General features: G+C 61.8%; 15 protein-coding genes and 1 pseudogene. 9 read left to right on the forward strand and 7 right to left on the reverse strand.

The features are described 5' to 3' along the window. Window positions 1-410 precede the first annotated feature (410 nt). The gene (locus GSQ79_RS18715; protein WP_174243243.1) at window positions 411-1,646 is read left to right on the forward strand and encodes a CynX/NimT family MFS transporter; all 1,236 of its coding nucleotides are present in this window, start codon (window positions 411-413) and stop codon (window positions 1,644-1,646) included. 135 nt (window positions 1,647-1,781) lie between these two features. Here the strand turns inward: GSQ79_RS18715 and GSQ79_RS18720 are convergent, their stop codons facing one another. The 6 genes and pseudogenes from GSQ79_RS18720 to GSQ79_RS18745 form a co-directional block, all read right to left on the reverse strand. Further along, on the reverse strand, window positions 1,782-2,264 hold the full coding sequence (locus tag GSQ79_RS18720; protein ID WP_158810179.1) for a hypothetical protein: 483 nt from the start codon (window positions 2,262-2,264) through the stop codon (window positions 1,782-1,784). Then, window positions 2,257-2,703, reverse strand: a complete 447-nt coding sequence (locus tag GSQ79_RS18725; RefSeq protein ID WP_158810180.1) for a YeeE/YedE family protein — start codon at window positions 2,701-2,703, stop codon at window positions 2,257-2,259. The genes GSQ79_RS18720 and GSQ79_RS18725 overlap by 8 nt, the downstream gene beginning before the upstream one ends. Beyond that, on the reverse strand, window positions 2,700-3,113 hold the full coding sequence (locus GSQ79_RS18730; RefSeq protein ID WP_158810181.1) for a YeeE/YedE family protein: 414 nt from the start codon (window positions 3,111-3,113) through the stop codon (window positions 2,700-2,702). The genes GSQ79_RS18725 and GSQ79_RS18730 overlap by 4 nt, the downstream gene beginning before the upstream one ends. Before the next feature lie 120 nt (window positions 3,114-3,233). Further along, window positions 3,234-3,524: pseudogene (locus tag GSQ79_RS18735) on the reverse strand (metalloregulator ArsR/SmtB family transcription factor); the annotation flags it as partial. Further along, on the reverse strand, window positions 3,521-4,408 hold the full coding sequence (locus GSQ79_RS18740; protein WP_158810182.1) for an MBL fold metallo-hydrolase: 888 nt from the start codon (window positions 4,406-4,408) through the stop codon (window positions 3,521-3,523). The gene GSQ79_RS18740 and the pseudogene GSQ79_RS18735, both read right to left, overlap by 4 nt. After that, window positions 4,408-5,073, reverse strand: a complete 666-nt coding sequence (locus GSQ79_RS18745) for a peroxiredoxin (RefSeq protein ID WP_158810183.1) — start codon at window positions 5,071-5,073, stop codon at window positions 4,408-4,410. Before GSQ79_RS18745 ends, GSQ79_RS18740 begins: the two co-directional genes overlap by 1 nt. Window positions 5,074-5,213: 140 nt before the next feature. On the opposite strand from GSQ79_RS18745, the gene GSQ79_RS18750 reads away from it, so the two are divergent. The 5 genes from GSQ79_RS18750 (at window position 5,214) to GSQ79_RS18770 (ending at window position 9,462) form a co-directional block, all read left to right on the forward strand. Beyond that, on the forward strand, window positions 5,214-6,818 hold the full coding sequence (locus tag GSQ79_RS18750) for a bifunctional protein tyrosine phosphatase family protein/NAD(P)/FAD-dependent oxidoreductase (RefSeq protein ID WP_158810184.1): 1,605 nt from the start codon (window positions 5,214-5,216) through the stop codon (window positions 6,816-6,818). Window positions 6,819-6,841: 23 nt separating this feature from the next. After that, window positions 6,842-7,624 carry a sulfite exporter TauE/SafE family protein gene (locus GSQ79_RS18755; RefSeq protein ID WP_158810202.1) on the forward strand — a complete coding sequence of 261 codons (783 nt, stop codon included), beginning with the start codon at window positions 6,842-6,844 and terminating at the stop codon, window positions 7,622-7,624. Further along, complete coding sequence (locus GSQ79_RS29690; protein WP_158810185.1) at window positions 7,624-7,884, forward strand: GDCCVxC domain-containing (seleno)protein; 261 nt, start codon at window positions 7,624-7,626, stop codon at window positions 7,882-7,884. Before GSQ79_RS18755 ends, GSQ79_RS29690 begins: the two co-directional genes overlap by 1 nt. Before the next feature lie 29 nt (window positions 7,885-7,913). After that, window positions 7,914-8,552: a DsbA family protein gene (locus GSQ79_RS18765; RefSeq protein ID WP_246725431.1), complete on the forward strand. Its 639-nt coding sequence runs from the start codon at window positions 7,914-7,916 to the stop codon at window positions 8,550-8,552. A 103-nt stretch (window positions 8,553-8,655) separates the two neighbouring features. Beyond that, on the forward strand, window positions 8,656-9,462 hold the full coding sequence (locus tag GSQ79_RS18770) for a pentapeptide repeat-containing protein (RefSeq protein ID WP_158810186.1): 807 nt from the start codon (window positions 8,656-8,658) through the stop codon (window positions 9,460-9,462). 30 nt (window positions 9,463-9,492) lie between these two features. On the opposite strand, the gene GSQ79_RS18775 is transcribed toward GSQ79_RS18770, so the two are convergent. After that, entirely contained in the window at window positions 9,493-10,167 is a 675-nt protein-coding gene (locus GSQ79_RS18775) for a Crp/Fnr family transcriptional regulator (protein ID WP_158810187.1), read from the reverse strand. Between the two features lie 172 nt (window positions 10,168-10,339). Here GSQ79_RS18775 and GSQ79_RS18780 point away from each other — a divergent pair, with 172 nt between their 5' ends. The 3 genes from GSQ79_RS18780 to GSQ79_RS18790 form a co-directional block, all read left to right on the forward strand. Continuing rightward, window positions 10,340-10,768 (forward strand): thioredoxin family protein, encoded by a 429-nt coding sequence (locus tag GSQ79_RS18780; RefSeq protein ID WP_158810188.1) that lies wholly within the window; start codon window positions 10,340-10,342, stop codon window positions 10,766-10,768. Between the two features lie 9 nt (window positions 10,769-10,777). Next, on the forward strand, window positions 10,778-11,491 hold the full coding sequence (locus tag GSQ79_RS18785; protein WP_256379040.1) for a cytochrome c biogenesis CcdA family protein: 714 nt from the start codon (window positions 10,778-10,780) through the stop codon (window positions 11,489-11,491). Between the two features lie 193 nt (window positions 11,492-11,684). Then, window positions 11,685-12,705, forward strand: a 1,021-nt coding sequence (locus GSQ79_RS18790; RefSeq protein ID WP_158810189.1) for a YeiH family protein, incomplete at its 3' end; no start/stop codon positions are given.

Consider the following 12,705-nt stretch of genomic DNA (forward strand, 5'->3'; position numbering starts at 1 on the left):
AGATGGCCATATAGTCAAGCCGTTGGCTTTTACGGGAGCCGCCGATTGCCGTGGCGTACGCAAGAGTATTCGTGTGACGCTCGCTGCAAGCCCGGTGACGCTTCAGATCAGCGGGACACAGGCGGCGTCCGTCGGTCTTTTTATCGCGCCGATGCCGTAACGATCCCGCGGTTAAGGAGAGCTCTCTTGGCACGTTTGCTTGTCTTGACCTCGACCTCCAACGCTTCGATGTCCCTCCGCGCGGTGCCTTCAGCGGCGCGCTCAAATTTAATAGTCAGTATATCGCTACTTCTGGGATGCTCTGATTCTTTATCGCTAGCCGTCGCCTTCGTGAAAACGCGTATTGTTTCGGTGTGAGCCATAGGCGAGCTGACGCATCCATCGACGTGCCAACATAATGAGGCGTCCGCATGCATGATCTGACTCCGCGGAACGCGCCCGGTGCCCAGCACGCCACGGCATCCGAACGCGCCAGCCCCTGGGTGGCCATCACCGCGATCGTGCTCGTCGCAATCGACTTGCGGCCCGGTATCGTCTCGATTGGACCGGTCCTCCCCGCCATCCGCGAGCATTTCGCGCTTACGCATTCCGTTGCGGCGCTGATGACGACGATCCCCGATTTCCTCATGGGTCTGCTGGCGCTGCCGACACCGTCGCTCGCGCGCCGTTTCGGCCGCGACAGGGTCGTGATCGCCGCCCTGAGCTTGCTTCTGGTATCCATGGCGGCACGCGCCTTCGCACCGAACGCGCTCATCCTGTTGCTGGCAACGGCTGGCGTCGGTGCGGGCATCGCCATCGCCGGCACGCTGATCGCCGGATTTATCAAGGCAAGCTTTCCCACGAAGGCGGCGCTCCTGATGGGAATCTACGCGATGGCCCTTTCTACGGGCAGTACGGCATCGGCAGCGCTGACGGGGCCGGTCGCGGCCGGCGCGTTTGGCGGCTGGCGCGAGGCGATCGGAATGTGGGCGCTCCTTGGTGTCATCGCGATCCCGGCCTGGCTCGTTGTTGCGCGCGGCGCGCATCGGGCACCGAGCCTCCCGGCCGCCAAGGTCGCGCTGCCCGTCCGCAACGGCACCGCCTGGCGCGTCGCGCTCTACTTCGCCTTCGACAACTTCCTCTTCTACGCTTTCGTGTCGTGGACGGCATCCATCTACCGGGAGGCCGGCTTCTCAACGTCCAAGGCGGGCCTGGTACTGGCGACCTTTACCGCAGCCTTCACAGTGGCCACCTTCGCCTTCGGCTGGCGGAGCAAGTCGGAGGATCGGCGCTTCTGGCTTCTCCTTTGCGGTCTGCTGACAACGGCTGGAATCGTCTCGCTCGCCTTAGCTCCGATGGCTGCTCCCTTTGTCAGCGTATCGGTTGCCGCTTTGGGCCTCGGCGGTGGCTTCAGCCTCGGCATGACGTTGCCCTTGGACAACACCGACAGTGTCGAATCGGCCAACACCTGGACCGCCTTCGTGCTTACGGTTGGCTATCTGATCGCTGCCTTCGGCCCCCTGTCAGTCGGCGCCCTTCGCGACGCCTCATCCTCGTTCGGCTCCAGCCTGTGGCTGATGTGCGCCGTCAGCGCCGGCATGGTAGCGCTCGCGCCCTTCCTGCAGCCGCATCGTTCGAGGGGGGTAGGAAGCCAGGCCGGTCGGTAACGGAACCTTCGGCTTTGCGCCCAAACACGCCATTCTCGGGATCAAGTTGTTGAACCGAAACCGGACCTTCAAATCCTAATTGTTCATAGCTTTTCTTTCTTAAGGGAAGAGAGAAGCTCGGACAGCCTTTGGTACTTAAGGCTTGATGTAGCTCCACCCCTGCTTTTGTAATTCGGCAAGGCGCACGACGCCGCTTGGCGTGTCTCTAACACCTTGGATTTGAGTAATTTCGTCTGGCTTCACGCCCTTTGCCTTCGCTATGGCCCTACGTGTGTTTTGACAGGCAGAGAAAGAAAGTGAGGTGCCGAAGTCTTGCATGAGGTTCGCGATGACCGCTCCGACGCTGGAAACGTCTTGTTGAAGCATGCCGTAACCTGGACCGAAAGCGACGACTTCGATCGCGAATGCTTCGCCTTTTTCCTTGTAATACGCGGCGAAGTTCCGAGCGTTCGTGAGGGCGAGTTCCTGCGTCCTGTGATCGTCGGTGCTGACCTGTATGCTCACGCGATGAAGTTGGGCGGCAGTTCGTTCGACCTCCGCTGGAGACGCTTCGGCGTAGGTGGGTGCGAACATTGCAATAATGCCCAGTCCAACACGGTGAAACGTTCGTCTATCCATTTGAAACTCCTTTCGGCCCAGCAAAATTCAAAAGCGCGAAGAGGGCCATGCCGACGAGCATCGTGGCCGTGAAAACCATTGTCGGCACGAGCCCCAACGCCAGCGAGGCGATGGCCGGTCCGGGACACAGGCCGGACATCCCCCATCCAACGCCGAACATAGCTGACCCAACGAGCAGTCGTGCGTCGACCTGCTTCTTCGACGGAAGATCGAACGAAGAAGCGAGGATCGGCTTGCGCATGCGCTTGGTCATCTGGATGCCGACGTATGAAGCGGCGACCGCTCCGGCGAGGACGAAAGCGAGGCTTGGGTCCCAATGACCGAAGACGTCGAGGAAGCCGCGCACTCGCGTGGGATCAAGCATCCCGGATAAAGACAGACCGAAGCCGAAAACGAGCCCGCACGTCAGCGATACGACGAGGCGGAGGAAGGCGGTCACGCGAAGGCTCGCATCGCGGATACCGTAACCGCACCCGATACGAGGAACGTCACCACGGCCGCGATGGATCGAGGCGAGAGACGCGCGAGCCCGGAGACACCGTGGCCGCTCGTGCAACCAGATCCGAGACGGGTGCCGTACCCGACGAGAAGACCGGCGACCCCAAGAATGGGCAACGATCCTTCGACGCGGACGATCGGAAACGTTCCCAGCATCGAACGATACACCAAGGGACCGAGGACAAGGCCGACGACGAACAGGATGCTGGAAAGCCAGCTTTCGGTAGGCTTGTGGAGAATGCCACCCAAGATTCCGCTGATGCCTGCGACCCTTCCGTTCAGCGCCAGAAATACAGCGCTGGAAACCCCGATCAAGAGTCCGCCAAGGCAAGGCAAGATGTAATGGGCCATGCCTATCTAACCTCCGACACGAGCGAACCGGGCCGCTTCCGTTGGAAGTGATCGCGCCTGAGATTTCGGTGGAATGGCCGCGACCGGCTTCTTGATTGCGGTTGTCTTCTTCGATTCCGATTTGCAGAAGATCGCATGAAGCGTTTCAATGACTCGTATCGCGCGCTCGTCGCTCAGCCTGTAGTACACCGACTTGGCTTCCCGCCGCGGCGCGATGATGCCGGCCTCGCGCAGGCTACCAAGATGTTGGGATAAGGATGGCTGCCGGATCGCCAACGCGCGTTCGAGGTCGGCGACAGACCGCTCGCCTTCGACAAGAGTGCAGACGATCATCAATCGTTGTGGATTTGCGAGACTTTTGAGAAGGTCAGCGGCCGGTTCGACGTCACCGAGTGCCAGCATCTGAGTCATGCCCAAGGCGCGCCTCCCAGGGCATCCAGCGGAAACTTGAAATAGCGTCGACCGTTCGATTCCGGATCTGGAAGGCGGCCGGCTCGGACGTTGACCTGCAAGGCATGGAGGATCAAGCGCGGCATCGGCAACGCCTTGTCGCGCGCCTCCCGGACCTTCACGAAGTCATCCTGCGTCGGGTTCGAGGCAAAGTGGATGTTCTTGGTCTTCTGTTCGCCGACGGTGCTTTCCCAGCCGGCGTCGCGGCCGCCTTCCTTGTAGTCGTGTCCGGTGAAGACGCGGGTCGTATCGGGGAGCGCGAAAATATCCTGAATTGATCCGTAAAGCCGCGCGGCGCTGCCGCCGGGAAAGTCCGCGCGGGCCGTTCCGCTGTCAGGCATGAACAGCGTATCGTGGACGAACGCGGCGTCTCCGATCAGATATGTGATCGAGGCGAGCGTGTGCCCGGGCGAGAACAGGATGCGCGCTTCGACATCGCCGACCATGAACCGCTCGCCTTCTTCGAAAAGCTTGTCCCACTGCGAGCCGTCGCACGCGAGATCGGGCCAGTTGTAGATGGCTTTCCAAAGCGCCTGAACCTCGACCACGTGAGCGCCGATGGCTGTGGGTGCGCCCGTCTTGGTCCGCAGATAGTCCGCGGCGGAGAGGTGATCCGCGTGCGGATGGGTGTCCAGTATCCATTGCACCGTCAGACCGTTTTCAGCGACGTAAGCGAGGATCGCATCGGCGGAGATCGTCGCCGTCGCGCCCGACTTCTCGTCGAAATCGAGGACGGGATCGATGATTGCGCATTTCTTCGTCAGTGGACAAGCGGCAACGTACTGGATGCTGAAGGTACGCTCGTCGTAAAATCCCTTGACGATGGGTGGGATCAGCGAAGCCATCACGAAACGACCAGTTTGCGGGTGCGATAGAACCAGGCCGCATCGTCACGGGCTGGCTCCTCGGCTCCGGTCATGTCCAAGGATGGCGCGTCGATGACATCGCCGCCGGGTTGCCACCCCTCCGGGATTGAGACGGCCTCGGCATCGGACAATTGAAGGGCCTCGACGAGACGCAGGATCTCGGAGACGGAGCGCCCGATCGTCATCGGATACCAGATCGTCGCGCGAATGATGCCATCGGGATCGATGATGAACGTCGCCCTGACGGTCGCACTGTCGGGGGCGGCTTCGTGGATCATGCCGTAAGCTGCCGCGATCGCCATCGAGGGGTCTTCAGCAATGGGGAACGGTACGACGACACTGAATTCCTTGGCGATCGCCCGCACCCAGGCCACGTGCGAAAACAGGCTGTCCACGGACAGGGCCATCAGATCGCATTGGATCGCCTGAAAACGATCGTGGTGCTTGGAAAATGCGATGAACTCGCTGGTGCAGACCGGCGTGAAGTCTGCCGGATGCGAGAAGAAGACCAGCCACCGACCCCGGTATTGCGCGAGCGCACGGTCGCCCATGGTGGTTCGGGTCGAGAAGAGAGGCGCGGCACACCCGATCGTCAACGGCGCCGCCCGTTGAACTGGGACGACCTCTACATCAGACGGCACCATGCGCTTTCCTTCTATCAGTTGCGTAAATCCGCAAGTGAACCCGCTATCCGCGAAGCCTATTGACAGCTGAACGAGATGTCAATATCAAGTTATATAAATTGTAGAATGAATTCGTTGGGCGGCTTGGAAGGAAAATGACCATGGATGCGACGCGCCTGACCGACGAACTATCGTCCCACTCGCAACTCGAATTGTTTCACGTCGCGGAAGCGGCAGCCGCCGGATACAAGTCGATCATCTGCGACCGCCCGAACGGCGAAGCTGCAGGTCAGCCTTCTTTCGCGGCGATCGCTGCCGAGGCGAAGAAGCACGGGCTTCAGGCCCGCTACGTTCCGGTCGTGCCTGGAAAAGTTACCCATGCCGATGTCGCCGCTTTCCGTGAGGCCTTCGACGAGCTTCCGAAGCCGATCCTTGGATACTGCGCGTCGGGCAAGCGGACGACAACGCTCGCCAAGGCCGCCGGTCTGATCGGAGTATCGACTTCAACCCATGATGTTCGGAATAACGTCGTCTCGCTGGCCCATGGCATCGTCATCGTTGGCGGCGGCGCTGGTGGCATTGCGGTTGCCGCGAGCCTGCTCGCTCGCGCGACCGATCTCGACATCGCCATCATCGAACCGGACGACGTGCACTACTATCAACCCGGTTGGACGATGGTCGGCGCCGGCATCTTCACCCCCGAGGAAACGCGCCGAAGCATGACGAGCGTCATGCCGAGTGGCGTTACTTGGATTAAGGTAGCCGTCGCCACGTTCGATCCGGACGGACGAAGCGTTACCTTGGAAGATGGGCGCACGATCACCTACGAGAAACTGGTCGTCGCGCCAGGATTGAAGTTGGACTGGGACGCGATCGAAGGGCTCAGCGAGACGCTTGGGCAAAACGGCGTCACATCGAATTATCGCTATGATCTGGCGCCCTATACCTGGAAGCTCGTCGAGGCACTGAAGGGCGGATCGGCACTTTTCACCCAACCGCCAATGCCGATCAAGTGCGCCGGCGCCCCTCAGAAGGCGATGTACCTGTCCTGCGACACCTGGCGGAGCGAAGGGGTTCTCAAGGCGATAGATGTCGAGTTCCTGAACGCCGGCCCCGTGCTTTTCGGCGTCGCCGACTACGTCCCGCCATTGATGGAATACGTGAAAGCCTACGGGATCGGCCTGTCTTTTGGGTGCAACCTCATCAGAGTCGACGGCGCCGCCAAGACGGCGTGGTTCAAGAAAACCTCGAGCGATGGAAGCAGTGAGATCGTCGAGCGCAAGTTCGACATGTTGCATGTCGTCCCGCCCCAGAAGGCGCCAGATTTCGTTCGGTCAAGTCCCCTGGCGGGCGACACCGGTTGGATCGACGTCGATCAGGCGACGCTTCGCCACAAGCGCTATCCCGACATTTACAGCCTGGGCGACGTGATGAGCGCGCCGAACGCCAAAACGGCGGCGGCAGCCCGCAAGCAAGCGCCCGTTGTCGCCGAGAACATCCTGCTGGACATGGGTCGAACCAAGAAGGGCGCCGACTTTACCTACGACGGCTATGGATCATGTCCACTGACCGTCGAGCGCGGAAAGGTGGTTCTTGCGGAGTTCGCCTATGGTGGCAGACGCGTCCCAAGCTTCCCGAAGTGGCTGATCGACGATCTGAAACCATCGAGGCTCGCGTGGCAGCTCAAAGCCAAGGCTCTGCCAGCTCTTTACTGGCAGGCCATGCTGAAGGGGCGCGAACTCCTGGCGAAGCCGCACAGAAGCTGATCGTCCGGCCTGGAGGCGCGCTCGTGGTTCTCGATCCCATGCAATACGGCCTCGGCGTTCTGTCGGGTTCTCTCGTCGGCTTCGCGCTCGGGATGTTCGGCGGTGGCGGGTCGATCCTCGCGGTGCCGCTGATGGTCTATCTCGTTGGGGTGCCGAACCCCCACGTGGCGATTGGTACGAGTGCCTTCGCGGTGGCCATAAATGCGGCCACCGGCCTCTTTGATCATGCTCGTCACGGAATGGTCAAATGGCGATGTGCTGGTCTCTATAGCTCTGCAGGCGTCCTTGGTACTCTTGTCGGATCGACGTTGGGCAAGGCGTTCAACGGCCAGAAGTTGTTGTTGCTCTTCGCGGTGCTGATGCTCGTCGTCGGCGTTCTCATGTTCCGTTCGCGCGGCAACCTGGGCAACGCGGGCGCGGAATGCACGCGGGAGAAGGCGCCCAAGGTTCTCGGGTTCGGCGCACTGACGGGAATCTTCTCTGGGTTCTTCGGGATCGGTGGCGGCTTTCTGATCGTCCCGGGGCTGATCGCCTCGACGGGTATGCCCATCATCAATGCGGTCGGATCGTCCCTCGTCGCTGTTTGCGCCTTCGGACTGACCACGGCGCTGAGCTATGCGTTCTCAGGCCTTATTAGTTGGCCCCTAGCCATTTTGTTCATCGGAGGCGGTATCGCCGGCGGCCAGCTCGGGTGCTTCCTGGCACGACGAATGTCGGCGAACAAGGGCGTGCTGAACACGCTCTTCGCCAGTCTGATCTTCGTGGTCGCGTTCTACATGATCTACCGCGGCGTCGGGCAGCTCTGATGATCACCAAAGAGGCTATCACGACGCGCTCGACATTGACCTGTCCCACTTGTGGCACGAGCCAAGCGGAAACGATGCCGGTCAACGCCTGCATGATCCGCTACGATTGTGTTTGCGGTCACACACTCCGCCCGAAGGCGGGTGATTGCTGCGTCTTCTGTTCCTACGGCACCGTTCCCTGTCCGCCGATCCAGGAAGAACGACGCGGCGGTGTCTCCGCATGCTGCGGCACGCCTGCCCGGGAGAGAGGTCCAACATGAAGCGTGGAGCGATAATCCGAAGCGCTCTGGTGTCGCTTGCCGCGACGATGACGCTTCCTGCACGTGCGGACGGGCCGTCTAAGGATGCCTTCGTGCAGAGCGTGCTTCATGACCCGGACGCGCCCGTTGCCGGTAACCCAAACGGCGACGTAACGATCGTCGCCTTCCTCGACTACAACTGTCCGTTCTGCCGTCGCTCGACGCCGGAACTGGACCGGTTCATCGCGAGCGATCCTGGCGTACGCGTCGTCTACAAGGATTGGCCGATCCTCGCCGCCTCGTCCGTTCTCGAAGCGAAGGTCGCGCTCGCATCCAAGTACCAAGGAAAGTACGTACAGGCCCATGACGCCCTCATGGCGATCAAGCTTCGTCCGGCGACCCCTGAAGCCGTGAAGGCAGCCGTACGGGCTGCGGGGATCGACGTGGATCGCCTGAACAAGGACTTGGCGGCGCACGATACCGACGTCACGGCTCTCCTTCAGCGTACGCTGTCCCAAGCCGACGCCATGCATCTGCAAGGCACGCCCGTCTTCCTGATCGGCCCGTACATAAAGGCTCAGGAACTCGACTTTGCCGGCTTCCGGCAGTCCGTTGCGGACGCACGTGCGAAGCAACGCGGCGGCTCGCCTGTCGGTGGCGAACCTTCAATCCCTGCACAGGGCAAGTAGAGCCAGAAGTACAGGAAAGCGCCCATCGGTGACTTAGGTCACCGACAGCAAGGACGAGCTGGTGCACAAGCCTTGATAATTATAAAAGCCGGAGGAAACCACCATGTTCAAGACCGTCACTGCTACACTTCTGCTCGTCTCTCTTTCGGGCTCTGCTATGGCCATGAACCCCGTCGATCCAGACATGGCCGCCAACGTCACGGTCGAGCAGGTTAAGAGCGCGCTGGCTGCGGCGAAGTCCGACCATCCCGCGGATTTCGCCGGAAAGTCGTTGCGAAATCTCGACTTGTCGAAAATGGACTTCACCGGCGCCGATCTGAAAGGCGCAAACCTTTACGGGGCCAAGCTCGCCGACGCGAACATGACCCGGGCCGATCTCACGGGTGCGAACCTCAACCTTTCCTGGCTGATCCACGCCAACTTCACCGATGCCAACCTGACGGACGCGAGCCTCGTCGCCCCCGTCGTCGCGCAAGGCTTGACCGCGACGACGGGCGAGATCCCGATCTTCAAGGGCGCCAACATGACGGGCGCCCGCGTCCAGGCGCGTTTCACGGGCGGCGACCTGCGCGGCGCGAAGTTCTCCGGCGGCGACATCTCGGCCCATCTCAAGAACCAGTCCATGGGACTGATGCATACGGAAATGGGCAGCGCCAACCTGGAAGGGGCCGACTTCTCGAAGACCAACATGGGCCACGCGGACATGAGCTTCGCCAACCTGAAGGGGGCGAACTTCGCGGGCGCCGACCTGTCCCGCGCGGTTCTCACGGGAGCAGATGCCAGCGGCGCGGACTTCACCGACGCCGACCTGACCGGCGCCGAACTCGACGGCACGAACTTCACGGGTGCCAAGGGGCTCGACAAGGCCAAGAACCTCGACAAGGCGCGCGGCTACAAGGCCACGAACTGAGTGGTACGTCGGCGCGATCTGGTCTGGTCGTTAGCGGCTCTGGCGAGACGCCAAGGCGGCCCCGTCAAGGATTTCAATCTTACCTCGGCTCGTGCGTACCCAGCCGCTGCGTTCCCACTCTCCAAGGTGGCGGCTGACCATCTCCCGGACACTGCCGACATCGGCCGCCAATTGCTGATGCGTCTTGCCGACCATCTGGGCGCCGTCGGCCTCCGCCAGCAGGCGCCGCGCGAGACGCTGTTCGATCGTCGAGAAGGCGACTTGATCCATGAAGGAAAACATCGCGCCAAGCAGCTTCGTGTAGTCCGTGATCACGAAGTCGCGAAACGCGGGGATCTCGGCCATGAACACGTGGAACCAGCTTGCCGGGATGGCGGCGAGTTCGGTCCTTTCCTCGGCTATGCTTTCGGCGGGGAAGTTGCTTCGGGACAGGAGGCACTGGGTCGTCAGCATGCAGGTCCCGCCGCCCTCCACCTTGTAGATGAGCATCTCACGTCCGCCGTTGGAAAGCTTGAAGACCCGGGTCCGCCCTTCGAGGCACATCAGATAATTGTCGCAGGATGCCTCCTGCTCGTAAGCAATCTGACCGGCATCAAGCACCGGAAACTGAACGACCTTGGTGACCCGCGTCAGGTCGTCCGACGGCAGACCTTTCATGAAGGGGAAACGCTCGATCCACTGATCCAGTTTATGGCTGTTGCCCACGTTCCACCCACTGTCGCGCGCCCCCTGTCCTTCGACCGATCATCGGCGTGACGTAGGTTACAGACGCGTCGTTGCCGCCCTGATATCGCGTCTGGTGTACCCGGGGAACCACCCGGGCGGCCGATACGGTGGACAATGCCACCAAACGCCTTCGTCATCAGAGGATGCCTGCATGTCGATCAAGTTCGCGCTTATCGCGGCTGCTGCCGCTGCCGCCCTCCTCAATCTCCCGAGCGATCCGTCCTCGCCCTTCGAGACCGGAACGACGGCAGCCCAAGCGGCCGAGACGATGCCGTTCGATCAGGCGTCGTTCGACGCGGCGCAGAAGGCCGGCAAGCCGATCCTGGTCGAGATCACCGCGCCGTGGTGCACGACCTGCGCAGCGCAGCGGCCGATCCTGGCCAAGCTTTTTGCGCAGCCGAAATTCAAGGATCTCGTGACCTTCAACATCGACTTCGACTCGCAGAAGGCGCTGGTCCACAAGTTCGGCGCGACGATGCAGAGCACGCTGATCGCCTACAAGGGCGCGAAGGAGGAGGCCCGCTCGACCGGCGAGACGAAGCCCGATGCGATCGCGTCGCTTCTCGACAGCGCCGTCTAAGCCGTCGTCGTGACGTTCGCGCTCGCGTTTCTCGCCGGATTGCTGTCGGTATTCTCGCCTTGCGTGATGCCGCTGCTTCCCCTTGTCCTCGGCGCGGCGGCGTCCGAACATCGGTTCGGACCAGCGGCGCTCGCCGCCGGCTTGTCGATCTCCTTCGTGGCGATCGGCCTGTTTGTCGCCACGGTCGGGTTCGAAATCGGGCTCGACGGCGACGTCTTCCGACGCGCCGCAGCGGTCATGCTGCTGCTCATCGGCCTCGTGCTCGTCGTCCCTGTCGCCCAGGTCCGTCTCGCCGCAGCGGCGGGTCCCGTCAGCAATTGGACGGAACAACGTTTCGGCGGTTTTTCCACCACCGGCCTTGGCGGGCAGTTCGGCGTGGGCCTTCTCCTCGGCGCTGTCTGGAGCCCGTGCGTCGGGCCGACGCTCGGCGCGGCGTCCGTGCTCGCCGCGCAGGGCAAGGATCTGGCAGCGGTCGCACTGACCATGCTCCTCTTCGGGCTCGGTGCCGCGGTGCCGATGTTGCTGCTAGGGATGCTATCGCGCGAAGTCCTCATGCGGTGGCGCAACCGGATGATTGGCATGGGCAAGGGCGCCAAGGCCGCACTCGGCGTGGTGCTCGTCGTCGTCGCCGTCGCGATCCTGACGGGATCGGACAAGTCGATCGAAACGGCCCTCGTGACGGCAACACCGGACTGGCTGATTGCGATCACGACGCGGTTCTAATTAGATCCATTGTCCAGTTTGATACGGCAGGCTTCCGGGGAATAGGCCGACAAGTACCTCGAAAGGGAAACCGTTCGAAGCAGTCGAACGGAACAAGCAGTTTTATGAAATGGACTGAACGATCATAGGTGGGCAAAGGTGCACCGTCAGGAGTATCATATTGCCTATCCGAGCTGTCGAACCACGTTCCGTTATGGCCCGTTCCAACGGGTTACTGCCGGGAATCGGTTTCTGTGTCCTTGTCACCGCCTTGGCTTATGGTCTCCAGGCCATTGAAGTCCACTTGGTCGGGCGCGCCTGGCTTGAGGCATTGGTCTTCGCCATCCTACTCGGGGTCGCCGTACGTACGGCGTGGACACCTTCCGACACGTGGCACGAGGGGATCGACTTCAGTGCGAAGATCCTGCTCGAAGTCGCTGTCGTGCTCCTTGGAGCGTCGGTCAGCGTGCGAGCCGTGCTCGCGATTGGTCCGGCCTTGTTGATCGGGATCGCGGTGGTCGTCGTAATCGCGATCGTCACGAGCTACGGGATAAGCCGCGCGCTCGGCTTACCGAAGCGGATGGCGATCCTCGTTGCTTGCGGCAATTCGATCTGCGGCAATTCAGCGATCGCCGCGGTGGCGCCCGTTATCGGCGCCGACGGCGAAGACGTCGCCTCGTCCATCGCCTTCACCGCAGTGCTTGGTGTTGTCGTCGTGCTTCTGCTGCCGCTCCTCGTGCCGCTTCTGTCGATGTCGCTGACGCAATATGGCGTTATGGCCGGTCTCACCGTCTACGCCGTGCCGCAAGTGCTGGCGGCGACCCTGCCGATCGGTGCGCTGAGCAACCAGGTTGGCACCGTGGTGAAGCTCGTGCGCGTGCTGATGTTGGGGCCTGTTGTTCTCGCGATGTCGTTGTTGGCGTCGAAACTGCGGGAGGAGACCGACGAGCCGGCGCCGGATGTTACCGCGGGCGAGCGACCCGCCAGCGGCCACCTTGCGATACATCAGCTCGTGCCATGGTTCATCGTCGGCTTTCTCATCATCGCTGCAATCCGTACGGCGGGATGGATCCCAACGCCGATACTCGAACCTACGGCGTTCCTGGCCAACCTGCTCACCACGGTTTCAATGGCGGCGTTAGGTCTAGGTGTCGACATCCGTGTGGTCGCCAACGCGGGTTTGAGGGTGACCACGGCAGTTACTGGCTCGTTGGTGGTCCTCGGGATCATAAGTT

Origin of the sequence: Beijerinckia sp. L45, from assembly GCF_009765775.1 — a bacterium.
Lineage (GTDB): Bacteria > Pseudomonadota > Alphaproteobacteria > Rhizobiales > Beijerinckiaceae > RH-AL1.